Genomic DNA, 26,115 nt, shown 5'->3' on the forward strand with positions numbered 1-26,115 from the left:
TCTTCAACTCTCGCCCCAGTTTATTGAAGAATACACTTTAGAAATTATCATCAAAAGCTCCCAATCCACCAGATATTCCAAATTGAATTTCTATTTTTTCATCTTTAACATATCCCTTTAACTCAATGCTGGGGTTTTCAAATTCAAGTGAATCCGTATTGGCAAATACATCTTTTAAAGGTGCAAAAATTGAAAAGGTTATTGTCTCCCCAATATTAACATAATATTCCAAGAAATTTAGCGTCAAAATAAAAAGACGATCAATTTTATGATCGCCTGTTCAACTATTGCCCCTGATAGTTTAATAATAAAAAATATGATATAAATTAATTTTTAATATTGGAATAAAGATTATTGACTAAGTGAATCAAAATATTCTTCCTTGTACATTTCCTTATTGATCACCTCAATAAAATCTTCGTTACTAAAAAGTTTATCTGAGGACCATATTTTATGCTCTGGATTGGGATTGCTACTTACTTCCACTTTGTTATAATACGGAGCTATGTTTTTAGAAAAGGAATATTCGTTATGTAAATGAACGGCTATTGTATAATTTTTGGATTGCGTCATATAGATATAGAAATTTGGTTTGTTGACCGGTACTTTTTGTGGATCCACAGGCAATTGAATGTTTTGTGCAATCTCCTTATTTAACAACGACTCTAGTTCGCTCATATCTTCAAAAGGAGGGCCATCTCCAGTCGTATAATTTAGTTGTTCATCAGTAGCAATAAACGTATATTTCTGTTGCTCACTACCATTAGCTAAAGGGTATTGGCCTGTTATCATCTTATATTCCTCAAGATAATTTACTATTTCATACAAGTGATGCACCCTAACAATATCTGCATCATGTTGGTACCTTTCACTTGTTCCTGACTCTTCATATTTTTCTTTAGTTGCTTCCTGTTGCGTTGGTTCTTTTTCTAATTTACCTTCTGTATTATGTTGGTCATCACTAGTATCATTGGAGCAACCGCTTATTATGACCAACATTGAGAATAAAATAATTATCATCTTATACTTCATTAAATTTCTCCCCTATGTAATAAAAATAATGCTCACAAGAAAATGTGATTTTAAATTCGGCAATACCATAATAACCCGCTCTACCGAACCAGTAATTATTGGGACTAAACGATGAGACAGAGAAATGGAAGGCTATCAAAACAGACAGCCTCTCCTTTTCTTATTTTCTCTTCCTTTTATTTTGTTTCCCGTTTAAATTAAGAAACTCACTGTCTTTAGCAAATTCAGCATCATTTGCTGACTCTTTATTTCGTTTCGGCTCTGTATTGTACTTAATAACATTTCGTTGCTTACCTTTGTCTTTGTTTTGATTCTTGTTTTCTTCTGACATATCTATACCTCCTTAAATACCTTAAATATAGTATGTCCGTGTGAAGAGTTCTTATTAAAATCCTCAAACTTTCATTTTAAACAAGATTAAACCTAGCTCAGACATATTTATTTATCTCTAAACGGATGCACTCCATTCAAATTAGCACTTGATGTGGATACTACCTAACCTAAATGAATTGTATTTAAACAATAACCTATCTCTTATATTTACTTAATATTTCTTCTGGAATATGACAATAATCATCTGGGCATCTAGTTAACCGATCTTGATGCTCTTCTGCACTTCTCACATAGTTTGTAAGAGGTAATACTTCTACAACTATACGATCATAATCATTTCTCTTATTAAGAAAAACCTTCGCCTCTTTCAAGTGTTCAGGCTTCTCGCTGTACACTCCTGTTCTGTATTTCTCGCCAACATCTTGCCCTTGTTTATTCAAGCTGTAAGGATCAATGATTTCAAAAAAATATCCCATTAATTCACTGAGCGAAACAACTGTTGGATCAAACTCTGTTTTTACACATTCTGCATAGCCATCATAATCACCATTAAGTGTATGACTTGTTCCATTAGCTCTACCTGCTTCTGTAAGCGTAACTCCTGGTAATGTTTTTATAAAAGCTTGTACTCCCCACAAACATCCACCTGCAAAATATACTACTTCCATGTTGAAACTCCCCCTTGCTTAAAATTTCTATTTTCCAGACAACTGAAATCTTTTAAGAAGATTAACATTTATATCCTCGCTTGATTTTCTGTCCAGAGTGTAAACTGATAATGCATCAATGATGAATTCCTCTTCTATTTCCTTTGATAATAATTCATCAGTTTCTACTTTGTTTAAGGATGAATTGTTGCATAGAGTACAATGAGGATTGAAAGGGAATGAGCTTTCCGAATAATTAATATTCGATTTTACAAGTTGTTGGTGAATTTCACGGATTGGATTTTCATCTTGGAGCGTAAAAAAGAAAATGTCGGTATTGTTAAACCTACGAACTTTATCAAAATGAGTAATAATTGGTTTTGTCCCCGAAGTAATATCTCTAAGAGTTTGAAAAACCTTATGGGGATTTTGTTCATACTGCAATGCCCCTAATCCACTTGATCCAGCAATCGTTATTTCAACAGGTAGTGACATTGTATAATCATATTCGGACCTTATATCCTTTACTTTATCAGCGATATTTTCTGGTATATCTAATACTATGTATGTTGCATTGTTAAAGTTTCCACTTGACCACCCCCACAACTTATAGAACTAACCTTCCCCGGATCAAGGACAACTGTACCTGTTTAACTATTGAGCAGAGAGTGAAATAGCGATAAACAATCTACATTTACAAATTTTTAGCCATAATTAAACATGGGTTTTCTTTGCCCCAAATCTCTTTTATTTCTTCTAGTGGATAAAAACCAGTCTTAAAATAGAATTCTCTCGTATTCTTGTAATATTTATCTGGGTGGGAGTCACCCAAAGTCTTGACCATAAGAAATTTAATATTTTTATTTTTTAAATCATCTTCAACTGAATCTAATAATTCTTTACCAATACCACGGTTTTGATATTCTTTTAAGATTGCCATTACATAAACCTCAGAAGTATATTTATTATTAGATTGTACACCAATAAGTCCAACTGGTTGTTCTGAAATGTTATACACGTAAAACTCTGTATTTACTACGTTATTTACGTAATTGACAATTGCTTCTTCAATACCAAACCATTCTGGAAGTTGCCTTAGTATATAGTTTGTAACTCTTGACTTTTCTTCTTGATTTAAAACTTGTTTAATCTCTGTCACTCTAAAACCCCCCAACTAATTAACTACAATTTATTTCTCTGACTTTTTACATGAAATCTTCTTAAAATATATCAATTACTGAATTCCACGCTGTGGAGGAAGGATCAATGATTTTGAAATGTTCTATTTCTGGCAGCACAACTAATTTCACATGATCCTGTTGTTCTATTGCTTTGTTATAGTAATCCTTACTTAATTCAACCGAAACATGTTGATCTAATTCTCCATGAACTAATACCTGTTCTACATCCATGGGTAATAATTCAATCGGGGAGGCTAATTTATAACGTTCAGGAACTTCTCTTGGTGTCCCACCCATTAGTTCAGTTACAGGACTTTTAATACCTTTTTCATCATGTATTTCTAACATCTTTTTCAAGTCAGTTACTCCGGCTAAACTGATGACTTTTCGAATCGGTACCTCTAGATCTTTGAAAATATTGTCCGTATTTCTATGTAAAGCTCTTGAAGCTAACCAAAGTGCTAGATGTCCTCCAGCTGAGTGACCAATAATAATTACATTAGTTAAGTCTAAACGATGTGTTTCTTTTATGTTTGTTAGATGATTTACTGCATCGATCACATCATCGAAAGTACCTGGCCAACCTCCTCCTCTTTCACCTAATCTACGATACTCAATATTCCAAGTGGCATATCCCTTTCGAGTTAAGTCTTCTGCAATAGGATTATTTTCTTTCTCCTGCCAAAATCCACCGTGAATTGTAACGATTACTGGTGAAGGACTTTTACTCTGAGGTACCCGTAAGACTCCAAATTGAGAGTGATTTTCCCCATAAAATATTTTGATTTTATTAGACATCATTTCCTCCTCGATAATGTAAAGGTATTATTACACAATATTGCCAAGTATTTTCATTGCAAAAAAGCCTATCATCGTACCTAATGTATTCAATATAATATCATCAATATCAAAAGCTCTTATTGGTAGCGAAAGTTGGATTAGCTCGATTACTGTGGAAATAAGTAAACCCACTGATCCAATTCTTATTAAACTATTTAATTTACTGAATTTTAATGCAAGCATAAACCCTAGCGGTACAAACAATATAATATTACCGGCAATATTTCTTAATGGAACCATGGAATAGGAGTGGCTCAATAAGTCTTTAATACTTGAAAATGGTACGAAGTTATTTGATGGACGACTATATCTGTCAGGCATACCAATCTCAAGTGGGAAAATGGTCATTCCAATTATCCATAGAATACTCCCCAGTAAAAGTAAATTGATGATCTCTTGCCTTAAAACTATTTGTTTCTTCCTATAAAATGAGTGAACACCTATAATAATCACCCATAAAACTATGATTACTAATGCTGGTAAGAGAAAGTTTATCCTCAAAATTACACACCCTAGATAACAGTCTTCTACAAAGAAAAAGATTTTGTATAATTAGATTGTTCCAGTAGCTTTATTAAATAACCAGACAATACCTTTGCTACCGAAAAATAGTACAAACCCTAATGCTAATCGCAGTAACTTTTCTAAAAAGGAAAACAAAAGCTCCCCTTTAACTTTTTCATTCGCATACTCCATGCCTACTTCTTGAAAACTTAACCAACTTTGTGCCAAAGGAAGAAACGTCGGAAGTGTATGTACAATAAAAGCAAGGCCTACAACCGAAACTGCTGCTACCTGAAACTGATGTGCTGTCAATGAAGGTTGGTTTTGATCCGGGTCACCTTGATTTACTGAATTCTCTTGTTTAGGAAGAAAAAATCGACTTAATTTTCCGGCATATAACCAGATTACTATACTCATTCCTAACTGAACCAGAAAAGGCCCGAGCTGTAGTAATATATTAATAACATCCTTTTGAACCATTCCTTGTAGATTTTCATAAAAAATAGGTAAGATAAAAAAATTAGCAATATGTGATAAATCCATTAATGATTGAATTAAAATATAAACAGCAAGAATTCGTAACGCTATAAATGTAAAGTCTTTTGTGTTCATATATACCCCCCTATGAAGTGTGTTTTAATGAAAGCGTACTTACGCACTGTCACGCGTTATAATACACCTTATCGATTGCTCCTATCCCTATTCTTAGGAATAATTTGAATAGCTATATAAGTTATAACTACTAATATTCCACCCAATAAAGCTGGAACAATACCATTTGGATCTATAAAAGATAGAGCATAACCAATACTCATTCCTAAAATAATCAATAATAACAATAACATTTTTGTCTCCTTTCTTCTCTTTCAGCTTTTTTTACCATAACGACGGTGTTTACCAACATCAATCTATTTACCCTGGTGTTTCTCAAGCATTTCCTTCAAATATTCTTCGGATTTCCCTTTTGGGATACTGAGACTCTTCCAGTCATCACCTTTTATTTGCTTACCTATATATACCATTTGACCAACGTGAGATGCGTAATGTGCCATTTGCCTTTCAATAGCATCTAACACCAAATGTTTTTCTCCCCGGATGTATACTTCTTTTAATAAGTCTTGTTCACTTAAATCTGAGATAGTTTCATTTAATACTTTCCATCCCCTATCCCATACACTCATCATCGCGGCTTTAGAGTTTATATCATCGATGAATTCTGCATCTCGATTCCTATAGTCTTTTTCGCCATCTGATGTTAAGAAGTCACTCCACCTTGAGATCATATTTCCACTCAAATGCTTGACTATTATTGCTACGCTATTGGACTCACTATTATAATTCCAGTGTATTTCTTCATCCGAAAGTTGTTTTAATGTCTTATCTCCAAGGCTTTTTACACTATTAAATCTTTCTATTATGATTCTTAAATATTCTTGCCCAATCTTCATCTCAATTCTCCCCCCTCTAAAATGGGTATACTCAAATCTTCTTAACCAATATTAACATAATATTACAAAAAATTCAGATTATTAACTATAGATATTTTTCTAAAAAATTCTCGCTTATATATCTCTAAGCAAGCCAAACGGAAGTTCTGTAGCTGAGGGATTTGCTGCAAAGAAAGATGTACATTGATCTATTGTTGATCTTAAGTGAATCATAAGCCCAATCGTAGATTATCTGAATAATTTATAGCTGTTAAGCAGCCTCTATTCCTGATGGTCCGTCTCCAATTATCAATATATCTGTTTTCAAAGCTTATTACTAAATTTATTTTATCTATCCATCTTATATAGCCAAAAACAATCAGTCTTTTTGATATAATCTACACATTAATCAGTTTCCATAAAAAACAACATTGTCCCAGTCAAAGACGATTTTTTTTTCATAAATTGATAGTATAATAAAATTTTAATAGATTGGAGTTTATTAAATGAAACTTTATTTAGACCCAGGGCATGGCGGAGTAGATTCCGGTGCTCAAGGGAATGGCTTATTAGAAAAAAATATGAACTTAGATATAGCATTAAGAATACGCTCTATCTTGCAAAATGGTTATGAAAATGTTGAAGTTTTGATGAGTCGAACTGATGATAGGACTAAAAACTTGACCGAGAGGACCGATGAGGCTAATACATGGGGCGCTGATCATTATTTATCCATCCATTGTAATGCGTTTGATGGTAGTGCAAAAGGATTTGAGAATTTTATTCATGATAGTTTATCTGATTCTTCAATTACTGCACAATACCAAGATATCCTTCACGAAGAAGTAATGAAGGTTAATGGGCTAAAAGACCGTGGACAAAAAATGGCCAATTTCCATGTATTGCGTGAATCAATTATGCCAGCGCTCATAACTGAGAATGGGTTTATTGATAATGTGGAAGATGCTAACTTAATACAAATGGCATCATGGCGTGAAAAAGTTGCCCAAGGCCATGTTAATGGATTAGTGAAGGCATTTAATCTTCAGCCTAAATCTGGAGATAACGATTCAACTTATAGGGTAATTGCAGGATCGTTCAGTTTAAGGGAAAATGCTGAAAAGCGTGTGGCCCACCTTGAATTAAATGGCATTGAAGCGTTTATTGTTCCGATTATTATGGCTGGTCAACAATGGTATCGTGTGCAAGCTGGAGCATTTTCTATTCTAGAAAATGCAGAGGCACGTTTAGAGAAAGTAAAACAAGCAGAAATTGAAGATGCTTATATTCTAACCGAAGATGGTATATCTGAACCAATGGGTTACCCAATCTTAGGAAAGACACTAATATCCCCAATACAAATGAATCAATTTGTCAAAAGCATAAATCCTAATGCTAAGGAACTAGGTGCGTATTATCTAAAATTTGGTCAGTATTATGGAATCAGAGGAGACATAGCTTTCGCACAGGCAATGCATGAAACAAACTATCTTCGTTTTACTGGAGTAGTACAGCCAGAGCAAAACAATTTTAGTGGACTTGGAGCAACAGGATCAGATAATCCAGGGGCTAGTTTTGATACCCCAGAAGAGAGTGCACTAGCACATATACAACATTTATATGCATATGCTTCAACTGAACCATTACCAGATAAATATCCATTAGTAGATCCTCGCTTTAACCTAGTAACAAGAGGCTCAGCAACCACATGGCAAGCACTAAATGGTAAATGGGCTGTTCCGGGTGAGAATTACGGACAATCTATCTTACAAATATATGAAAAAGCGTTAGAAAACTCTATACAAAATTTAGAAAAAACACTGCAAGAAGTAAAAGAAAATAGTTCAAACTAAAAATTATTAACATTTAAAAAAGAGGGTCACAATTAATGGTGAACCCTCTTCTTTAGATTTCTTTGTACCTAAATAATCTAAGCTATATTCATTTATCTTGAGGAATGAAACAACCATCTGGCCCACAAACTAACCCTTGGTTTCTTTGTTGTTCTTCTTTCTTTAGCTCTTTATTTAATTGTTCTTTTTGCCAATCAAAATCTATATCTTGACCGAATTTTTCTGGATAACGAATATACCATCTTTGTTTTCGAATCGTAAAATTATCAGGATCCAACAGAATAGCGTCATCCAATTCTTTTAAGGCTTCTTCATCTCTATTTTGTTTAGCATATTCCATTCCAAGTTTAAATTTTGTTTGTGCAAGTTGAAGCTGAAGATCCGTTTGTTCATTTCTGGTCTGTCCTTCATCAAACTCAACTTTTTCTACCTCTTTGTTAATTAATTGTTCCACAGCCTCAACATGTTCATAGTTATCAACTGAAAAACCTTCTTTAATCAAACGTATGGTCCCTTCTTCATCAATAAAAATTCCATTTGGTACCATCTTAAAATTAAACATGTTAACTAGTGTATTGTTTTCATCTACAACAGTTGTAAAGGTAGTTCCCTCTAAATGGGGCTTAACTACTTCTGAGCCTTGACCGTCCACAGCAACTGAAAGAATTTCAAAATTTTTGTCCTTGTTTTGATCGTAAACCTTCTGCCAACCTGGCAGTTGTTCGCGGCAGCGTCACCAAGAAGCCCACATAAATATTAATGTGTTTTTTCCATTAAAATCTCTAATCGAAACTTCTTTTCCATCAACATTTTTTAGCCTAAGATCTTGCACTTTCTCCATTATCATCAATATTCCTCCTTTGATAAAACATCTCATTACTTATCAATAGTATAGATTCTATACTAGTAAAAATAAAATATTTATTTTTAATAGCGTAAAATCGTTTGTGTAGAATTCTTGAGATAAAATAAATAGGATATATATCCTCGACGTTAATGACTGTATAAAAATTTAATCTGAAGTGAATTCCTAATTTAAAAAACCTTACCCCGATTGAGAACGAAGTAAGGTTGAAATAGTATCAATATATCAAACTAAGAATTCTAATTAGTCTTTTGTCACTAAATATGCTTTGTATTCAGAAACTCCATTGCTTTCAACATATACACCTAGTACATAGTCTCCATTTGGAAGTTCACCAGTTCCATCTACACTACCATCCCAAGAAAACTCATGAATAGGAGCAGGTACATTAGTAAATTCACCGATAGTACCTATAAAGTCTCCGATAGTACCGTTAGCGTTGAAAACATAGACATCATATGCTAAAACTTCAGCTCCAGCTGGTAAATATGAACCTACAACATATTCCTCTCCGACATTTGCAAAATATGCTCCTGTTACACGAGGGTAATCTGGTTCACCAACGAATAAAATTGTTGGGACATCGACAATCTGTTTCCCATCGCTGATTTCAATGCTTCCTTCATAGTAGCCTGGATCTAGTTTTGAGGTATCCACCTGAACTTTGAGGTTCACATCTTCTGACTCTCCTGCATTAACATTCAAGTTTTTACTCGTCGTAACTTTTATCCCTTTAGGGTTTCCTTCAAATTTAACATCGAAGCTGTAAAGAACTTCTTTATCTGAAAGATTCTTTAATTCAAAGCTTTGTTTCTCAACCTGTTTACCACTATCTTTTATAAACTTACCAAATGAGTGGCTACCCGGAACTGCAAGTGTGTCAGTATTTATCGCATCTAATATACGGATACTTCCAGCTCCTTGTGAGTTATGAGGGTAGGATTCCCCTGTAGCAGGGTCGATTAAATCTACTGAAGTATTCATTAACGATGCCTTCACTTCATCCACACCCCAAGTTGGGTTTGCTTCTAAAATCAACGCAGCAGTTCCAGCTACATGAGGTGCTGACATACTTGTACCTTGATAAGCAGCATAACCGTGTGGATTTGCAGGGTCATGTGTAGGAATCGTGCTTGTGATATTCACTCCAGGTGCGGATACATCAGGCTTAATCATCCAAGTATCTGTCACTGGTCCACGTGAAGAAAAGTCAGCCATAATTTCTGGCAAAGTTTCACTGAAGTTGATGTCGAAAGTAACTTCATTATTACCTTCTGCTAGCTCAGCCAATATTTTTGCTCCGTCTGAATCAGACAATTTAATTGTAGGTAAAGCCATTCCTGGGATTTCAAAAGGAATATCTCCCTCTACATGGTTATATATTATTGCTCCTACTGCTCCTTTGGCCTTTGCATTTGTGGCCTTTTCAACGAAAGCGATAGCCCCACGACTGATAAGTGCAACTTTTCCATCCAGGTCAAGGTTCTCCATGTCTTCAACTGTCCCAATGCCAGCGTCAACATATTCTAACGTTTCACCATCTAATGCTTCTACATTTTCTTTAAAGCTATATCCCATCAATTCTGCAGACGAGTAGGTTACGTCACCAGATGTTGAGATGGATGTTTCATATCTATCATAAGGTAACTGAGTAGCTCCTACTGAAATGGCCTCGCGCGAAGTTCCTGGTGAACCAACTGTCCAATTATCAGGACCAGAGTTTCCATTAGAAGTAACCGCAACTACCCCTTCTGCCATTGCCCAATCAAGAGCAATACTTGTCGCCCAGTCAGGGTTATTCAGTGTATTACCTAAAGATAAGTTCATGACATCTGCACCATCTTGGACAGCTCTTTCAATACCAGCTACTACATTTTCAGTAGTACCACTTCCTCCTGGTCCAAGAACACGATAAGCTAAAAGTTTAGCATCTGGTGCTATACCTGTTACTGTATCGCCTTTGGCTGCAATGGTCCCAGATACGTGTGTACCATGAGCAGTAGAACCTCCCGCAGGATTACCTACTTGTGTTTCTTGAGGATCGTCGTCATTATCTACTAAGTCCCATCCTTTATAATCTCCAAAAGCGTGGGCAAGGTCCGGGTGAGTGTAATCAACACCCGTATCAATGACTGCCACAGTGATTCCTTCACCTGTAAAGCCAGCATCCCATGCATCATCTGCTCCTATATATGGAGCACTATGCATCATTTCAGGATAGTAAGCATCCGGATCGATGACTTCACTGCTAACCGCATCGACCTTATATTCAACATTAGGGTAAACTGCTTTTACACCTTCAATAGTCGCCAATTTTGTAATTTCATTAGCTGGTAATTCTACTGAGAATCCTGAAAAGACATAGTCATATTCCCGATTCACTTTAGCATTTTCAGACTTGCTTTTTAAATCTGAAATTACTTTACCTCGTTCTAATTTCAATTTAGCTTTGGTTTGTTGCTTTCCTTTGTGTTTCGCTTCAACGATAGACTCTTCTTGGAGCTCTACAATAACTGAAGTCGGGGCATCTGAAGCAAGTTCAAGGTCACCGAAAATTTCGGCGGTTTTCAATCCTTCTTTAGCTTGCGGCTTGCTCTCACCGAAAGCGCTCATACTAAAAGAAGACAATATTAGTGCTAGTGCCATCAAAAAGATAAACGGTTTTGAAAATCTTTTATACATACTTTCACCTCTCCAGTTTTTATATTCAATTTTTGTACATTTTCCTACTGATCCACCTCCACCTTTTGTACAAAAATACTTTCATTAGACTTTATATAAATTTGACACTTCTACACGAACAACCTGCTAGACTTATTCCTTATTCCTTCGACTAAATAATGAAGGATTCCCTAAAAATTTCTTTTAATCGTGACAAATATATTTAAGTTCTTACATAATCTTATAACCATGAACAATAATCGCCTTTTAGATTAAGGACTTTGGAACGGTTTTGTAGACAAAAAAAGCACATTACCTTTTGGGTAACGTGCTAATAACTTTGAAAATATTATATTTTCGGTCAAAACAAAACCACCCTATTGGCTAGGGTGGTCCTGGTTGAAAATGTATTTTACCGTGTTTATTTAACGCCGACTTTTAATTGTTCGATCAATTTACAAACTGCATCTTTCATTTCGTCGCTGATCCAATCTACATCTCTTACAAAAACAACTTTGTTTTGAATGTCTTCGTCATCTACTACGACATCATCATGGTTTAATTCTCTACCTCTTTTTAACTTGAAATGACCTATATTTTCTTCTGCTTTATTCCCGTAATTCGTCACTTTTGCAATAACCATCTGTTTTTCTATATTCTCAGTGATTTGGGTGACCTTATAGCTATGTTCGTTAGTGTAATGCTGAACATTCAAATTGTTCATATTATGTAACCTCCACTTAGTCTTTCATAATTTTTAATCAGTGAATCATGTTATTCAGTAAATTTACTTAGAAAAAACCCTCTAATTAAAAGAGTATTCAACAGACTGGCACTATATTCTAATTTCCGAAAACTGGCCATCCTTTCTGCTGAGCCAACTTTTCCATATTTTCATCTGGGTTTACTACTACAGGGTAGTCCACCATTTCTAATAATGGTTCATCGCTTTTACTATCTGCATAGGCCCATAAAGTAACATCTACATCGGCCACATTTTGAGAAGATAGCCAGTTGCGAACTACTACTGCTTTTCGATCCCCGTTTACAATCTCACCCATACGACCAGTGCAATAACCTTGTCCATCGTACTTGAGCTCGGTTCCAATTATATCGACATCTGTTAACTCGATAACTTCTGTGAATGCATTTAAAAAGGGCATCAAAGCACCGGAGACAATCAAAATTCGATCTCCTTCAGATTGATGTTTTTTAACCTTCTCAACAAGTGGGCGGTTTACTTTTTCTAAATCTCCACCTGCTAACTGGTCAAAAAAACCTTTTAATTCCTGATGTGATTTTCCCTTGAACGACTTTACAAATCCACGAAAAAACGTATGTTTCGCTTTTTCTTTTCCGCTAGTCGCTAAAGCAATTAGAGCTTTCAAGATACTACTACCTACTACTAACCATTGTTTGAATTTGAATTCTTTCTTTGCTACATCAAACATGACTTTGAACGAGTTACCTTGATACAATGTTCCATCAAAATCCACTGTAATGACTCTCAAATTAACACCTCTTTGAAAATTACTGCATCCTTTATTCTATTTTAGCATAGTATTGGGAAAAAATCCTTCTTATAATTGTTTACATAATGTTTTTATGATAAACATAATTAATTCATATTCAATTTCATATGAATCCCGGCTATAGGAAAGACTAGTCGTGAGGTGATCAGTCATGATTCGAGTGTTAACTATACTTTTTTTAGTACCGTTATTTATACAACACGTTGTGTATGCAGAAGAGCTTCCAGATATTGAAGTCTTCGATATTCAAAATGAAGAAGTTGTTCAAACAATCCCGAACAGTGATGAGCTACAATCTTATGTGGCGGGTTATGTAGAAACGATTGACGGAGTTTGCACGATGATCAACCCTATTCCGAGGGAAGGATTTATGATAAAAACACTGTTCCCCTCCCCTCTTCATGTTACAAATCAGTGGATCGACGATCAGATCGAAACAGTTATCATTATTCTTCCTACAAGTGATGAACCTTATTTATTGATGCTTAACGGTGAAGGACGACCGTATGTATTTAGTTTCAACGCAGATATCCAAGACTTTTTAGATAAAATCGACTTTGATCCCTATAACCAATAATTAGAAGGCCCTTACAATAATATGTAAGGGCCAGTTACTTAATTGAAGCTCTGCTTTTAATCCTCAGATGAACTAAGGATTATTAAACAGGGTTTTATTAGTTCTGACGCTTCCTTGCTCTCTCCTCTGCAGCACGACTTCTTTCTTGAGCCTCTTGATCGTCTAGATTTGCTAGTTCATCAGAAAACTCAACGTCTACGCCATCAGAAACCTGATTTTTTGGGGTTTGGCGAAGTGGATCGTTCCTCTTTCCGTTCTTATGCTCATCTCTTCCCATGGATTTTCACCTCAAATCTATTGGTTTGCTTTTATTATGTGCAGTAAGTGTAATCATAATCATGTAACGTATGAATAAATATCTTCAATCATAAGGTTTAGTAATAAAGTGATTGGAGTGTCGTATATGAGTGAAAATAAGGTTGAAACAAGCTCTATGGAAGAATCAGTTGCAAGGTTCTACTCCCTTAAACAAGAAAAGAAAGCAATTGATGAACAGTTAAAAGAATTGAGGAAAGAAATTGTAGCGTTTCTAGATGACCAAAAAGGTGAAAATACAGAATGTCGCCAACAAATCGGGGAGTATCAAGTTCGGCGCCAAATTAGAAAACAAGAAAAATTCGATGACGAAGCTACTGTGGAGAGGCTTAAAGACTTAGGACTCGAAGAATTTATTGAAGTGGTTGAAGCTCCTGATATTGATAAAATCAAATCAGCGCTAGAATTGAGCTTTATTAAATCAGAAGATCTTGACCAATGTCTCTTCACCAAATTCACACCGATCATCTCTGTTGATAAAAAATGATCCACCCTCACTTTAGAAAAATTAAAGTGGGATGGATCGTTTATTAACTATTGATTAGAAGTTTTGCTGCATAGCCGATCGTTACAGCAATGATGATGCTTAATAAAGTTCCGATCAAATAATATTCTGAAAAACGCTTGTCTTCGAATTGTTTGAAGCGGGTAATCGACTTGATCGCAAGTACAATAGTAATACCCATGAACGAGTTGCTGAACACAAGAATCATGATCAACAGTCGTTCTAGCATTCCTATATATCGGCCTGTCTGATCCGTATTGTCCGGATAAGAGGTGGTTGATTTTGTCTTGATTCTTTGAGAAGACTTCTCTTTGTCGGTCTCCTTTACTTCCACCTCTTCTTCTGTAATCTGTGTCATCGAATTAGGCGGCGTTAATTTACTCAGTATGATATTCATAAAGTATGAAGCTACACTTGTGTTCAAAATAATTAAAATGGCTAAACCAATTAATTTATCAAAAGTACTGAATTGTATGGTTAGTTCTACATCTGTTATGAATGGCACAGCAATAAAGATGACAGCTATATGCAACAACTGATCCCCTATAAAAATAAGCGACTTCAACTTTTGGGAATGGACAAGCTGTTTGATATGGTACTTGGCCCAGTCGATTACATAATGCGAAAGTGACACTAATACTATTACCAATAGTGTCATCCATATTGAAGGATGTTCTATTCTATTGTCGATCCATAACCAGGATAGGATGAATAGTGATGATAAAATAAAATGAATGATTGCATGCTGCAATAAAGCTTTATGTCTGATTGAACTGGAAATATCATTCCGCTCCCTGACTTGTCTATTTGTTTGAAGGACAAAGTCAGCGAGTAAATGTGCCAAGATTAACAAAAGTAATATAGACAAGGTATCCCCCCTACTCTAGTTATTTCTCCAGTACCTTTTGATGATAGCTCAATAATTCAGTCAATGCGTGCTCTGACTGGTTGACAATTTCAAAATTTGCAGCTTTCAAATGATTCGAAACGCTCGTTTTAGGTGATTTGTAACCTAATCGTTCACCGATATCTTCATACGTACTTTCAGGATACTCTTCGACTAAGTCAACAATTTTCTGTTGTTTTTCACTTCTCTTGATAGAATAATGCTGAATCAAATGATAGAGGCTATTGACCGATTGATAAGGAAACTCATCACTGTAGAAAAATGTTTTATTTGAATCAGAAATTTGCCAGATCTTTGCTTCTTGATCTCCTTCTTTAACAAAATCATCTCTTGCTTCAATCGCATTGACTATCGCACTTCCATTAGAAACATTTATGTTCTGTTTATCTTCAGTGTCGATCCGACCAAAGCCACAACCGATATAGAAAGATAATTCCGTGTTCTTGTGTATTTGTTTGATAATCATATAGGCATCTGCAAAAGACCTACATACACCGAGCAGTTCGTCGCCCATTCTGATATCGAAAGGAATACTTAAGCTTTCTTTGAATTGTTCATTAAGCTCTCTTTTAAGCTTATTTAATGACTTTTCTACCTGCTGAAGCGGGTATTCCCTAGACTTTTGAACATCCAATGCTATACAAGCATAACGTTCGCCCATCGGTATTTCGCCTCCTTTCAACTCATAATGTACATGTAAAAATCATGGACTCAACATAAGTACATGTTTTTTACGTGTACATAAATAATAACATACTAGGAGTAAATTACAAATTAGACGCCGACATTATATTGTCGACGCCTAATGTTAGTGTAAATATGTAGATCTAGCTTTAAATTAGACTCTACTTTGGTCTGTGAATTCAATCTGCTTATGGGCTCCGTCGCAGAAAGGTTTATTTTTAGACGCTCCACAACGACATAAAGAAAAAGCTGGTTTTGTCTCGTATTCATTGCCTTCAGCATCTAATAATTGAACGTCACCTTTTACTAGTATTGAACCGTTATCTCTGACTTGAATAATTGGTTTGTTTTGTTCAGTCATAATGATTCCTCCCTTTAAATTATGTAGGATAGCTTGTATTATTATAACGTAAAACAGTTCAAATGTATGTGCGATAACTGTAATTTTCTAAAAGGAGAATTAAGACGATGATTATACGAATGTTGATTCAAAGAGTATCAAGGATACAAAACAGGCATATATACTCTGCTTTATTAGTGTTATTTATTTTCTTTTCAGCATATCTTATGCGCTTGATCGAACCAGAAACATTCGATTCTTATTTCAACTCACTCTGGTGGGTGATGACAACTGTGACTACTGTAGGATATGGAGATGTATCTCCCACAACCACTGCAGGTCAAATTTACGCGATGACAGCTGTTTACATAGTAGGTATTGGATTGATGGGGTTAGTGATAGGTTACATTGTTGACGCATTTCAAGTGTACCGTAAAAAGAAGGAGGAAGGTAAATTGGCTTACAAAAGTGAAGGACATTATATAATCGTAAATTATACAAAGCGCTCTAAAGAAACGATTGAAGAATTATTACACATTCATGATGACAAAGAAATCGTGATTATTGATGAGGATCTTGATAAAAAACCTTCAACAGACGATCGCATCCATTTTGTATCAGGAAATCCAGCTGAACACCGCACATTACACCAATCCAACATTAAGAAATCTCATGCCGTATTGATATTCGCCCCTGATAATATGAAAAATTATAGTTTAGCTGACGGGCAAACGTTATTAATAGCGACTACTATTGAAGGTTTAGGAAAAGAAGAAAATTTTGAAGTATATACAATCGCTGAAATTTTAAATGACCAACATATAAATGCGTTTCAACACGCGGATGTAGATGAATTCGTCACCCCTTATCATATGAGTGCTCGTTTAATTGCTAAAAGTGCGAGCTATAGAAGTGCCAGTGAAGTATTTCGACAACTCACTTCTTCAAGGTATGGAAATGATATTTACTCCATTCGAAAGAAGAAACACTGGAAAACATATAGAGATGCTTATCAAGACCTTCTTGAATCGGGGGCCACTCTTTTGGCTAACGGAAAGGAAGTTGGGATCGCTAAAAAACTGAACGAGCCTATCCCAGAACAATCAGAGTTGTTGATCGTTTGCGACCAAGAGACATATGAGGCGATAAAATAAAGGTATTTTTGCGTAAGTAGTTACAGTAAATCAGTTTTCGTGGAGAGTCGAGTAGTATTATTAATTGGAAGGTGGTATGTGGAAGCTAATGGATACTAAAAAATGTGATAAAATCTTTAATCAAGCTATAAAATCAAAGCAAGTTCATGAATTCGTACTATTTGTTGAAAATTCAAATGGAGACTTTTCGTACAAGAATGAATATGGAGATAAAAGTATAGATTCTCCATTACTTATGGCTAGTATCACAAAGATGTTTACAACCACTTGCATTTTGATATTGTTGGAACAAGATAAGTTGTCACTAGATGATAAGGTATCAAGGTTTGTCGACAAAAAGAAATTGAGTGAACTTCATATGTATAATGGACAGGAATATTCTTTTGATTTGACCATTTCTAGTTTATTATTCCAAACTAGTGGCCTCCCAGATATCTTTGAAGAAAGAAAAGATAGCCTTAAAAAACGCGTCCTTCAAGAAGATTTTAATATTAATTTTGATGAAATCATAAAGTTGACCAAACAATTGAAACCACACTTCGCACCCGACGCGATTAAGAGAGCATATTATGCAGATGTCAATTTTGAAATACTCGGAGAGATTATCGAAACCATTACTGCTTCCTCACTAGAAGATGCTTTCCAGTCCTTTATTTTTAAACCATTGGGACTTGAGAAAACATATTTACCTCAAAACGAACATGATTTTATTCCCAGTATTTATTATAAAGAAAGATACATTTCCCGTCCGAAATTTATTAAAAGCTCACGTGCTAGCGGTGGAGGTATTAGCACAGCACGTGAATTAATGATTTTTCTCAAAGCCTTCTTTCGAGGGAAATTTTTTAAAAAAGAGGTTTTTCATCAACTAAATAAATATAAAAAGTTACAAACTTCCATGTATCCTATTCAATATGGAGGTGGCTACATGCGAATACCATTAAATGGCCTTTCAACAGTTTTTGTTGGAAAAGGAGAGTTAGTTGGGCACTCTGGTTCAACAGGATCATTTGCTTTTTATTATCCTCATAAGGATTTGTTCTTAGTAGGAGATGTAAATCAGTTTGCTAACCCTGCATTACCAATACGATTGGCAATGCGGATTGCTCTATCGATTAAATAATGATTTGGGTAAGCTGATGTTGATATCTCCTACCTTTTTACCTTCTAACAAACATTTGTGTCCAATACGTTCTGTAAGGCCCACCTTGTGTGTAACCTACTCCAATGTGCGTCAAATCTTCATGTAGAATATTCGCCCTGTGGCCATCACTATTCATCCAGCCTTCCATCACTTCTTCAGGTGTACGCTGCCCTGCAGCGATATTTTCCGCTGACCCTGAATTAGGAATGTCAAACTGGTTGATCATTTCATGTGGTGGTCCATAATTGGGAGACTCATGAGCAAAATATTCACTATCACGCATATCTCTCGACTTCTCTCGAGCAACATTCGCCAACTCGAAATCGTACTTCAGAGGTTCCAATCCGTGTTCTTCACGTCTCTCATTCACTAAATGAAAAACTTCTTTTTCAAAAGATTGAATGTTTTCCTCTGGTTGATGTTCAATGAAATAGACAGTCCAATAATGGCCATATTCTCCTCCCTCTTCATAACCAACTCCTACATGAGTGTAATTTTCATTAACCACATAGTCAGAGAAATCTTTGGACATCAATTCTTCAAAGACTTCATCTACACCCTCTTCTCCAGCAGAAATACTCCCGGCAACAGAGTGGTACGGTATCCCGAAGCGGTCCATCAATTCTTTGGTGCCTCCGTATTCCTCCGATTCCAATGAGACATAATCATTGTCGACCATGTCGCTTGATTTGGTTCTAGCAGCGACGGTAAGCTCGTCAAGCTGTTCAAACTCTTCCAGTGATTCTTCTTCTCGTTTTTGATTAATTTTGGCCACCAATTCTTCCTCACGGTCGACGGTTTGTATTTCACCATTATAATCCGCTTGAGTCATCGGATTCGCCTTATCACCGAACGGTAAATAATACGAAATCATTTCTAATTCTTGCTTCAATCTTGAATACAAGTTTTCATACGTTTCAGCCTCTGTCAGAGGATCCAATGTTTCTAAGATCTTTGCGCCTTCCTCTTCAAAATTTTGAGGAATCTCTTCTGTTGAAAACTCATCAAAAGCCTCTGTCTCAGTATATAAATAATAAACCGAACCGATTAGGACGGTCATAACCAATAATAGTCTAAACAATTTGTTCACCTACTTCTCCACTCTCTTACCTTTATTCTACTACGCTTAATTACGAATAAAAAAGTCATAGGGCCTAAACAGTATGTATATTTTTTGACGATTAATCAACGATAATAGAAGAACATATTGATGAGGTGAGCAAATTGGAAATGAATCATGAAGAACCAAAGAATTTTTTTGATCAATCCGTCTTAGATTATAAAGAAGGTACGAACTATCTGAAAGAAAAGTTACCGAAGATGACACAAGGATACTTTGACTTTACGAAAGCTTGTTTTGAACCAGGAAACCTTGATGAGAAAACAAAACAGCTCATGGCGATCGGGATTAGCATTTATGCCCAGGATGAGTACTGTATCATTTACCACACGAAAGGTGCTGTAGAGCACGGCGCTGAAGAGCAAGAAATTTTAGAGACAATTGCTATAAGTGCTGCTCTTGGTGGCGGCGCTGCTTTCGCCCAAGGTGTTACACTTGCTATGGATACTTTCCACCACTATTCTAACCAACAACATTAAATTTAAGAAGCGTCCCTTATTTTAGTAAGGGTTCCGTTGTGAGGTGCAAAATGTTAAATCGCAGTTAAAATCGTAATGCAATTCACAAAGGAATTCACAATAGAGATCACATCAAAAAGGGCTTAGAAAATTTTCTAAGTCCCTTTTTGGTGCGATTTTTCTTCTTCAACTAACGTCTCCATTAGTTTAATAACTATTTTCCATTATAATTTAATAAATGAATATCATTAATTTCGAAAGTCCATTCTTCACTTTCCTTAAGGGCTTCTTTAGTTAACCTATAATGGACATATTGCCCAAATTGTTCACCTCCACCTCCACCTCCACCTCGAACAAAACCAACCTCTTCTCCTTTATCGTTGTAAGTTTTTAGTTCGTATGTACTAGAATAAGAATTTTCGTTATTCAATCGAAAAAGGCTAAGCATTGTTCCACCTTCTGGATTAAAATTACCTTCAACCCCAACTATTACAAATATCTCATCTTCCTTTTCTCTTAATTCACTTAAATAAACTTCAGTATCTTCAATTTGGGTGACCTTTTTGGGTTCTTTAAGTCCATTTAAAATGTCATCAGATTTTAGTGTGAATGTAATTTTATCTTGAAAAGGAACCGTTTTAGCTTGAAAGTCATCTAAACTCTTCCGTATATCCGAAATATCTTTTTCAACATCACTTACTGTTGAGCACGCGGTTGTTATGAATAATATTAATAGAACAAATAAAAATCGCATCAATATACCCCTAAAAATAATGCCAAAAAATTCCTCTCTTACTCAAACTAAACTGCCTCTTTACCTCAATATCGCTCTTAAACTAACGCCCCCTTTAGCTTAATAAGAGCTTAGATATATTGTAAGTGTTGTTCACCATAAAAGTTTTTCAAAATAAACTCCTTAGCGGGAACATTTAGCTTTTCGTACGTTAGTAAAAATTCTTTGTTATCATAAGGCACTTCAATAAATATAGTGTCTATTTGACCTGATTTACCCATATGTAATTTAGCATATGGTGCAAAAGGTTTATGATTACACCCTAATGAACTTGGATTAAGATAAAGTCTATTTTTCGACTTAAAGTGATGAACTATATGGTGATGCCCAAAACAGACAACATCTGCATTAACGGTTTTATAAATTTCATCTAGTTTTTCCAAGGTGGGTTGTGTATCAATTGATTCAAATTCATTTTTATCATTTAAGTGATAATGAACAAACAAAAAATCTAATTCATTTATTTTTTTGTGTTGTTTTTTTGGAAGGCTTCGTAATTTAGGAATATATTTATCATCTAACCCTGTTGCAATCCATTTATGGTGCTCTTTTTCTTCACCAACACTTTCTGGTTCTTTCCCCTCAAGTATATGAAGTACAGCTTCATCATGATTTCCCTTTACAAATGATATATCCTTACGAGAAAACAACATTTCAAGAACTTCATTAGTTTCATGACCAATACCTATTAAATCACCAAGACAATAAATATGTTTAATTTGCTTATCTTTGTCGATATCATTTAATACAGCCCTTAACGCTGCACTATTACCATGAATATCAGTTATAATTGCAATTTTACTTTCCATTAAACCACACCTATTTTTGTCTTATTATAATATTCTTCAACTAAACTACCCTTTAATTGATCAACGCGAAAATTCCTTCTTCAACTATTGCCCCCGTTTGTTTAAGTACACTATTTCACAAACTTTTTAATCTAAACACCTTTTTAATGCAACCATTCGTTCTGCTCGAACAAGTTATTTGTGTTTACTTAGATACTACTTTTAATTCTTCATCTATAACTTTAGTAGCTTCGTAAATTATACCATCGTCGTAATTCTTTATATTAAAATAACCATTGTAATAAGCCCATATTTCTTGATGATTAGAGTATTCCTTAAATCTATCCAGTATTTCATTAAACAAGATGTTTGCTTCCTCTTCTGTTGGGGTTCCTTCAACCATAATTCTGAACTTAACGTCTTTTTTACCATCAAATGCTGATGCAGTTGTTTCTATTTCCTCTAATTGTCTAAAGTAATCTTCAGATTTCCCTATGGTTGAACTAATGTCAATGTCAGGCTGTTGACTACAACCCACAATTAAAAATAAAAGAATAATAGAAACAAGGCTTATTTTCCCCATAAAATACCTCCCCCTACATAATCATCATCAAAAAGTACATTCTAACATTTTTTTGGTATATTTTTCTTTACTTATCTTGTATGAACTTGCTAGTTAGTTCAAGATCTTCTAAATCAATGTTAACATAATATTCCAACTATTTATCACATAAAATAAAAAGACGATCAACTTGTGGATCGCCTTGTTCAACTATTGCCCCCATATAGTTTAAGTATATCGTTTCACAAACTCCTGTTTTTCCTGCGTTCCATTGATTTAGAATATCCAAAACAATCTCTAAATAGTTTCCTCCCTATATATTGCTGAAATTTATTGTATTTAAATCTGTAATATTCGTTCCAATAGCTAATCATTCTGTTATAGCTTTTGCAAAACGAATCATTATTTTGAAGACAAAACTTTTTGATCCGTTCTGTGTCCTGGTCTTTTAAGATTTCATAGGTCATTTCTAATATTTCTAAGACATATTCATCACATATTTTTACGATGTATGGAATTGACCAATCTTCATAATCCATCAAAAGCAATGAATTCATATGTTTTTGTCGTACAAAACCGTCACAACTTCTTGAGTAAATGCAATGCACAATCATTTTTTGTTGTTCATTTAAACTGTCTATAAATTCATCTGAATTATCAATGTAATAAGTACGATAAGGAAATTTAATCACGTTATTGTCTTGAAAATACTCAACAGTATCCTCTGATACTCCAATAGTGACATTATTATTGGTCTTTTGCGAAATGAGTTTAACTATTTTAGTCACATCATCTCTCAAATTGATTGGAAACCCATCGTGAAAAATACAATCACATCCCTGCTTTGGACTTCATTTGTGTTGTTCAAATATCCTGCCCCATTAGTGAATCAAGGAGCAATATCCTTATTCAACTAATGCCCCTATTAGTTGAATAAGAAATTTCTTATATTGAACTTAAAAACCTATCTGCTGATTCTTCAAACCTTGAAGGATTTTTATGTTTTATTTCAGTTACAATTTCTGCAATTAAATTCTTGGTAGTTGTTTCACTCCTTGATACAACATCTATATATACTTCAAGCGTGGGTTTATGATTTAAAATTCGTTTATGTAAAGTTTTAGCCCATTCTTTTGCGTGAGGAAACATAAGTGGTACTGATTTAGCTAATTCCTTTAAGGTGTCGTATAAGGGATAATTTTGGTCGAATGATTCAATTGCATGGATTAAACCAAACATAATCTCATCATGTTCTGTACCATCATGAAAACGAGCACATAGGTATTTAATACAGTTTATATCTCCAACACCTACAATGCGTGTAATGGCTTCTTCAAAATCATTAATATCCTTATCACTTTTGAGTAAATTACTATTTTTTAGCTTTTCTATCTCTTGGTGAATATTCAAACCATACATCTCCCTTTTACTTCAATCATTGACTCTTATAATTACAGTAAGTTTAAAGTGTATTTGGCTTTTCTTGTTCAACTAATTGCCGCCATTAGTGCAACAACGATGTTATGTACTTAAAGCTATTTCATCCCATTCTTCTTCAGGTGTAATAACCCAGTCAAGTGCCTTTCTTCTTTCCATAATTGTACTTTCATCAAACTTACTGAAGTTTACCCCCCTTTAACCTAGTATCTACACAATACCAATGGACTCGATAATAAAAATCAGCTTGTTGATAAATTTCCTTCTCGTTTAGTATTAAAGTTTTGGCTTTTAATGTAGTAAAATTCTGTGTTTTCCTTACGTCAGGAACCATTTGTATTAAATCATCGCCTACTGGTTCATCAACTTTAAAGTTCTTGTTTATACCTAGCACCCAAACTAAAGCCCAAAGGCTTTCCACGTACCATTTAATCTTCAAAATCTCTTCTGAAGGTTACTTCTTCTTCATTCTTATCTAAAATACCCCTTTCAAACTCTGTGACATATGAATATATACCCTGTTCTACAATCCATTCACTAACAACGGATGTTGGAGCTTGATGTGCGATATACACCATACCAGCCATTATAGTTCCTCTTTTAATAATTTCATCGTTACTTCGTACACCCCGGTATTCAAGTATAGGTAAGTATTGGTTAATATTTGCTCCATATTTTTTAATTCTTTCTTCTGACCTTTTCTTTATTTGGTTAAATTGGAGTTCCACAAACTTCCCCCTTAATAACATTTTCTTATTCAACTAAACTGCCCCGTTACTTTAAGTACAATTGTTCACAAACTTTTATATTCTCAAATTTATTTTAACATAATTTTCTATTTAACCTTGACGTAAAATAAAAATCACAATGGATTCTCACCTACTACAATATTTATTTCAGTCCTGTGAATAGGAATGTGATTTAGAGTGTGTTTATAATAGCTAAACTCTATAAAAACCTGATATTACAACAAAATAAAAGACGTGAATTCAAATGCGAATTCACGTGTGAAATAATATGTGTTTCCGTCTGTGTGCATCTCTGAACGGAACCCGATATTTTAGGACGCTTTTATTTTTTCAATCGATATTAAAATACAAATGATGATGCAACTGACAATTCGGGTTGAATGAGGTACCACACTGATGACACTTCGTAGGATCTTTTAAATACGAACTGATAGTCAACTCTTCCCCGCAAGTTCCACATAATATGGCCTTTTCATTCAAATCTTCTTCATTCCACTTATCGATTGAATGGTCGGCTTCTTCTTCATGGCAATAGTAGCATGGATAGTAAGTATCGCAACATTTGAACCTGATTGCGATGATATCAAGTTCACTATGATAATGAGCACATCTTGTATGTTGATCAATTATCTTACCTTTCACTTCAGTTCCTTTTACCTTCATGTCATATCACCTCATATTCTTAACTATACACGAACCATTCATTGCAAAAAACCTAATTTTTCTCAAGAGTGGCTATGGTAAAATAACTATGAGAAAAGAGGTGAATAAATGGAGAATAATAAAATCAAAAAATGGAATAAGATTGGGTTATCCACCCTAACAATCTTGGGGATTTTATACATAGTGTTGAATTGGTTACCATTACATTCTGTCGAGGTTAAGCCTTTTTTCGATCAAGAGGATCCGTTAGTAATTGCTCATCAAGGAGGCGAGCATTTAGCGCCTTCGAGTACGATGGAAGCCTTTGAGAATGCAGTTGAATTAGGAGTTGATGTTCTAGAAACAGACCTCCATATTAGCAAAGATGGCTATTTAGTAGCTATCCATGACCCGACTGTTGATCGCACTACTGATAGTTCTGGTTTAGTGGCAGAGATGACATTAGATGAGTTGAAGTCATTAGACGCAGGTTATTATTTTAAGGATGAACAAGAACAATTCCCATTTAGGGACCAAGATGTTCAGCTGATAACTGTGGAAGAATTATTTGAAGCATTTCCCGATATGAAATTTGAGTTCGAAATAAAAGATACAAACCCTTATGATCGTATGGAGGAAATTTCTGAACGACTAGCATCGTTGATTACAGAACATCAAATGAAGGACCAAGTCTTAATAGCATCGTTCGACCAAGAAATATTAGATACCTTCAAAGAGTATGCACCTGGGGTGGCTTTAGTAGGTGGGCGCCAAGAAGTTACTAAATTCGTCGTTTTTCATAAGTTTTTTGTAAGGAATTTATACCGGCCCGATGTCGATGCAGTTCAAGTTCCTTTAGAGGAAAGTGGTTTTGACCTGACATCTGAAAATATAATAGATGGTGCTGATCGTATTGATCTTCAGCTGCATTATTGGACAATTAACGACCAGGATCAAATGAGAGACTTACTTGAAGCTGGTGCTGATGGAATATTGACGGACCGACCTGATCTTCTTTTAGAAGTAATAGAAGAATTAAAATAAGACACAGCCTCATCTTGGAAG

At 34.9% G+C, this 26,115-nt stretch carries 35 protein-coding genes; 7 read left to right on the plus strand and 28 right to left on the minus strand.

Features of this window, described 5'->3' with window-relative positions; all coding sequences use genetic code 11:
* Positions 1 to 37: 37 nt before the first annotated feature.
* The 11 genes from CEY16_RS03065 to CEY16_RS03105 all read right to left on the minus strand — a co-directional run bounded on the left by CEY16_RS03065 (position 38) and on the right by CEY16_RS03105 (position 5,985).
* Complete coding sequence (locus CEY16_RS03065) at positions 38 to 232, minus strand: hypothetical protein (protein ID WP_101330494.1); 195 nt, start codon at positions 230 to 232, stop codon at positions 38 to 40.
* Between the two features lie 119 nt (positions 233 to 351).
* The gene (locus tag CEY16_RS03070) at positions 352 to 1,032 is read right to left on the minus strand and encodes a hypothetical protein (RefSeq protein WP_101330495.1); all 681 of its coding nucleotides are present in this window, start codon (positions 1,030 to 1,032) and stop codon (positions 352 to 354) included.
* Positions 1,033 to 1,192: 160 nt separating this feature from the next.
* Positions 1,193 to 1,363, minus strand: coding sequence for a hypothetical protein (locus CEY16_RS15305; protein WP_202908590.1), 171 nt, complete (start codon positions 1,361 to 1,363; stop codon positions 1,193 to 1,195).
* Positions 1,364 to 1,559: 196 nt separating this feature from the next.
* Positions 1,560 to 2,033: a peptide-methionine (S)-S-oxide reductase gene (locus tag CEY16_RS03075; protein ID WP_101330496.1), complete on the minus strand. Its 474-nt coding sequence runs from the start codon at positions 2,031 to 2,033 to the stop codon at positions 1,560 to 1,562.
* Between the two features lie 27 nt (positions 2,034 to 2,060).
* Positions 2,061 to 2,618: a 2'-5' RNA ligase family protein gene (locus CEY16_RS03080; protein WP_101330497.1), complete on the minus strand. Its 558-nt coding sequence runs from the start codon at positions 2,616 to 2,618 to the stop codon at positions 2,061 to 2,063.
* Between the two features lie 88 nt (positions 2,619 to 2,706).
* Positions 2,707 to 3,171, minus strand: a complete 465-nt coding sequence (locus CEY16_RS03085; RefSeq protein WP_101330498.1) for a GNAT family N-acetyltransferase — start codon at positions 3,169 to 3,171, stop codon at positions 2,707 to 2,709.
* 61 nt (positions 3,172 to 3,232) lie between these two features.
* Complete coding sequence (locus CEY16_RS03090; protein WP_101330499.1) at positions 3,233 to 3,991, minus strand: alpha/beta hydrolase family protein; 759 nt, start codon at positions 3,989 to 3,991, stop codon at positions 3,233 to 3,235.
* Between the two features lie 30 nt (positions 3,992 to 4,021).
* The gene (locus tag CEY16_RS03095) at positions 4,022 to 4,534 is read right to left on the minus strand and encodes a VanZ family protein (RefSeq protein WP_101330500.1); all 513 of its coding nucleotides are present in this window, start codon (positions 4,532 to 4,534) and stop codon (positions 4,022 to 4,024) included.
* A 51-nt stretch (positions 4,535 to 4,585) separates the two neighbouring features.
* On the minus strand, positions 4,586 to 5,149 hold the full coding sequence (locus tag CEY16_RS03100) for a hypothetical protein (RefSeq protein ID WP_101330501.1): 564 nt from the start codon (positions 5,147 to 5,149) through the stop codon (positions 4,586 to 4,588).
* Positions 5,150 to 5,217: 68 nt separating this feature from the next.
* On the minus strand, positions 5,218 to 5,382 hold the full coding sequence (locus CEY16_RS15105; protein WP_162297830.1) for a hypothetical protein: 165 nt from the start codon (positions 5,380 to 5,382) through the stop codon (positions 5,218 to 5,220).
* Between the two features lie 63 nt (positions 5,383 to 5,445).
* On the minus strand, positions 5,446 to 5,985 hold the full coding sequence (locus CEY16_RS03105; RefSeq protein WP_101330502.1) for a DUF1572 family protein: 540 nt from the start codon (positions 5,983 to 5,985) through the stop codon (positions 5,446 to 5,448).
* Positions 5,986 to 6,470: 485 nt separating this feature from the next.
* On the opposite strand from CEY16_RS03105, the gene CEY16_RS15545 reads away from it, so the two are divergent.
* The gene (locus CEY16_RS15545; RefSeq protein WP_101330503.1) at positions 6,471 to 7,817 is read left to right on the plus strand and encodes an N-acetylmuramoyl-L-alanine amidase; all 1,347 of its coding nucleotides are present in this window, start codon (positions 6,471 to 6,473) and stop codon (positions 7,815 to 7,817) included.
* Positions 7,818 to 7,905: 88 nt separating this feature from the next.
* Here the strand turns inward: CEY16_RS15545 and CEY16_RS03115 are convergent, their stop codons facing one another.
* The 5 genes from CEY16_RS03115 to CEY16_RS03130 form a co-directional block, all read right to left on the minus strand.
* The gene (locus CEY16_RS03115) at positions 7,906 to 8,535 is read right to left on the minus strand and encodes a TlpA disulfide reductase family protein (RefSeq protein ID WP_101330504.1); all 630 of its coding nucleotides are present in this window, start codon (positions 8,533 to 8,535) and stop codon (positions 7,906 to 7,908) included.
* A 15-nt stretch (positions 8,536 to 8,550) separates the two neighbouring features.
* On the minus strand, positions 8,551 to 8,658 hold the full coding sequence (locus CEY16_RS15010; RefSeq protein WP_202908591.1) for a TlpA family protein disulfide reductase: 108 nt from the start codon (positions 8,656 to 8,658) through the stop codon (positions 8,551 to 8,553).
* Positions 8,659 to 8,925: 267 nt separating this feature from the next.
* Positions 8,926 to 11,364 carry a S8 family serine peptidase gene (locus CEY16_RS03120; protein ID WP_101330505.1) on the minus strand — a complete coding sequence of 813 codons (2,439 nt, stop codon included), beginning with the start codon at positions 11,362 to 11,364 and terminating at the stop codon, positions 8,926 to 8,928.
* A gap of 400 nt (positions 11,365 to 11,764) precedes the next feature.
* A complete protein-coding gene (locus CEY16_RS03125; RefSeq protein ID WP_101330506.1) occupies positions 11,765 to 12,067 on the minus strand; it encodes a hypothetical protein in 303 nt (100 codons plus the stop codon).
* A 118-nt stretch (positions 12,068 to 12,185) separates the two neighbouring features.
* Positions 12,186 to 12,854, minus strand: coding sequence for an HAD family hydrolase (locus CEY16_RS03130; RefSeq protein WP_101330507.1), 669 nt, complete (start codon positions 12,852 to 12,854; stop codon positions 12,186 to 12,188).
* 172 nt (positions 12,855 to 13,026) lie between these two features.
* On the opposite strand from CEY16_RS03130, the gene CEY16_RS03135 reads away from it, so the two are divergent.
* Complete coding sequence (locus CEY16_RS03135) at positions 13,027 to 13,452, plus strand: hypothetical protein (protein WP_101330508.1); 426 nt, start codon at positions 13,027 to 13,029, stop codon at positions 13,450 to 13,452.
* Between the two features lie 97 nt (positions 13,453 to 13,549).
* Here CEY16_RS03135 and CEY16_RS03140 read toward each other — a convergent pair whose 3' ends face one another.
* Positions 13,550 to 13,729 carry a YfhD family protein gene (locus CEY16_RS03140; protein WP_101330509.1) on the minus strand — a complete coding sequence of 60 codons (180 nt, stop codon included), beginning with the start codon at positions 13,727 to 13,729 and terminating at the stop codon, positions 13,550 to 13,552.
* Positions 13,730 to 13,855: 126 nt separating this feature from the next.
* On the opposite strand from CEY16_RS03140, the gene CEY16_RS03145 reads away from it, so the two are divergent.
* A complete protein-coding gene (locus tag CEY16_RS03145) occupies positions 13,856 to 14,254 on the plus strand; it encodes a hypothetical protein (protein ID WP_101330510.1) in 399 nt (132 codons plus the stop codon).
* 43 nt (positions 14,255 to 14,297) lie between these two features.
* On the opposite strand, the gene CEY16_RS03150 is transcribed toward CEY16_RS03145, so the two are convergent.
* The 3 genes from CEY16_RS03150 to CEY16_RS03160 all read right to left on the minus strand — a co-directional run bounded on the left by CEY16_RS03150 (position 14,298) and on the right by CEY16_RS03160 (position 16,224).
* Positions 14,298 to 15,140, minus strand: coding sequence for a DUF3307 domain-containing protein (locus CEY16_RS03150; protein WP_101330511.1), 843 nt, complete (start codon positions 15,138 to 15,140; stop codon positions 14,298 to 14,300).
* Between the two features lie 19 nt (positions 15,141 to 15,159).
* Positions 15,160 to 15,840 carry a SatD family protein gene (locus CEY16_RS03155; RefSeq protein ID WP_101330512.1) on the minus strand — a complete coding sequence of 227 codons (681 nt, stop codon included), beginning with the start codon at positions 15,838 to 15,840 and terminating at the stop codon, positions 15,160 to 15,162.
* 177 nt (positions 15,841 to 16,017) lie between these two features.
* On the minus strand, positions 16,018 to 16,224 hold the full coding sequence (locus tag CEY16_RS03160) for a CDGSH iron-sulfur domain-containing protein (RefSeq protein WP_101330513.1): 207 nt from the start codon (positions 16,222 to 16,224) through the stop codon (positions 16,018 to 16,020).
* A gap of 107 nt (positions 16,225 to 16,331) precedes the next feature.
* Here CEY16_RS03160 and CEY16_RS03165 point away from each other — a divergent pair, with 107 nt between their 5' ends.
* On the plus strand, positions 16,332 to 17,357 hold the full coding sequence (locus CEY16_RS03165; RefSeq protein WP_101330514.1) for a potassium channel family protein: 1,026 nt from the start codon (positions 16,332 to 16,334) through the stop codon (positions 17,355 to 17,357).
* Positions 17,358 to 17,445: 88 nt separating this feature from the next.
* On the plus strand, positions 17,446 to 18,480 hold the full coding sequence (locus CEY16_RS03170) for a serine hydrolase domain-containing protein (protein ID WP_238378742.1): 1,035 nt from the start codon (positions 17,446 to 17,448) through the stop codon (positions 18,478 to 18,480).
* Between the two features lie 37 nt (positions 18,481 to 18,517).
* On the opposite strand, the gene CEY16_RS15385 is transcribed toward CEY16_RS03170, so the two are convergent.
* Entirely contained in the window at positions 18,518 to 19,591 is a 1,074-nt protein-coding gene (locus tag CEY16_RS15385) for a CAP domain-containing protein (RefSeq protein WP_238378743.1), read from the minus strand.
* A gap of 140 nt (positions 19,592 to 19,731) precedes the next feature.
* Here CEY16_RS15385 and CEY16_RS03180 point away from each other — a divergent pair, with 140 nt between their 5' ends.
* Positions 19,732 to 20,100: a carboxymuconolactone decarboxylase family protein gene (locus CEY16_RS03180; protein WP_101331128.1), complete on the plus strand. Its 369-nt coding sequence runs from the start codon at positions 19,732 to 19,734 to the stop codon at positions 20,098 to 20,100.
* A gap of 193 nt (positions 20,101 to 20,293) precedes the next feature.
* On the opposite strand, the gene CEY16_RS03185 is transcribed toward CEY16_RS03180, so the two are convergent.
* The 7 genes from CEY16_RS03185 to CEY16_RS03220 all read right to left on the minus strand — a co-directional run bounded on the left by CEY16_RS03185 (position 20,294) and on the right by CEY16_RS03220 (position 25,071).
* Positions 20,294 to 20,833 carry a hypothetical protein gene (locus CEY16_RS03185; RefSeq protein WP_101330516.1) on the minus strand — a complete coding sequence of 180 codons (540 nt, stop codon included), beginning with the start codon at positions 20,831 to 20,833 and terminating at the stop codon, positions 20,294 to 20,296.
* 110 nt (positions 20,834 to 20,943) lie between these two features.
* Positions 20,944 to 21,681 (minus strand): metallophosphoesterase family protein, encoded by a 738-nt coding sequence (locus CEY16_RS03190; protein WP_101330517.1) that lies wholly within the window; start codon positions 21,679 to 21,681, stop codon positions 20,944 to 20,946.
* Between the two features lie 184 nt (positions 21,682 to 21,865).
* On the minus strand, positions 21,866 to 22,243 hold the full coding sequence (locus CEY16_RS03195) for an IolE/MocC family protein (RefSeq protein ID WP_101330518.1): 378 nt from the start codon (positions 22,241 to 22,243) through the stop codon (positions 21,866 to 21,868).
* 924 nt (positions 22,244 to 23,167) lie between these two features.
* Positions 23,168 to 23,632: an Imm30 family immunity protein gene (locus CEY16_RS03205; protein ID WP_238378744.1), complete on the minus strand. Its 465-nt coding sequence runs from the start codon at positions 23,630 to 23,632 to the stop codon at positions 23,168 to 23,170.
* Between the two features lie 205 nt (positions 23,633 to 23,837).
* The gene (locus tag CEY16_RS15575; protein ID WP_162297831.1) at positions 23,838 to 24,080 is read right to left on the minus strand and encodes a DUF4272 domain-containing protein; all 243 of its coding nucleotides are present in this window, start codon (positions 24,078 to 24,080) and stop codon (positions 23,838 to 23,840) included.
* Between the two features lie 7 nt (positions 24,081 to 24,087).
* Positions 24,088 to 24,387, minus strand: coding sequence for a DUF4272 domain-containing protein (locus tag CEY16_RS03215; RefSeq protein ID WP_101330522.1), 300 nt, complete (start codon positions 24,385 to 24,387; stop codon positions 24,088 to 24,090).
* 351 nt (positions 24,388 to 24,738) lie between these two features.
* A complete protein-coding gene (locus CEY16_RS03220; protein WP_101330523.1) occupies positions 24,739 to 25,071 on the minus strand; it encodes a CHY zinc finger protein in 333 nt (110 codons plus the stop codon).
* A gap of 108 nt (positions 25,072 to 25,179) precedes the next feature.
* Here CEY16_RS03220 and CEY16_RS03225 point away from each other — a divergent pair, with 108 nt between their 5' ends.
* Positions 25,180 to 26,094, plus strand: coding sequence for a glycerophosphodiester phosphodiesterase family protein (locus CEY16_RS03225; protein WP_101330524.1), 915 nt, complete (start codon positions 25,180 to 25,182; stop codon positions 26,092 to 26,094).
* The last annotated feature ends 21 nt before the right edge of the window (positions 26,095 to 26,115 follow it).

The organism is Halalkalibacillus sediminis, assembly GCF_002844535.1.
GTDB classification, from domain to species: Bacteria; Bacillota; Bacilli; order Bacillales; family Alkalibacillaceae; genus Halalkalibacillus_A; species Halalkalibacillus_A sediminis.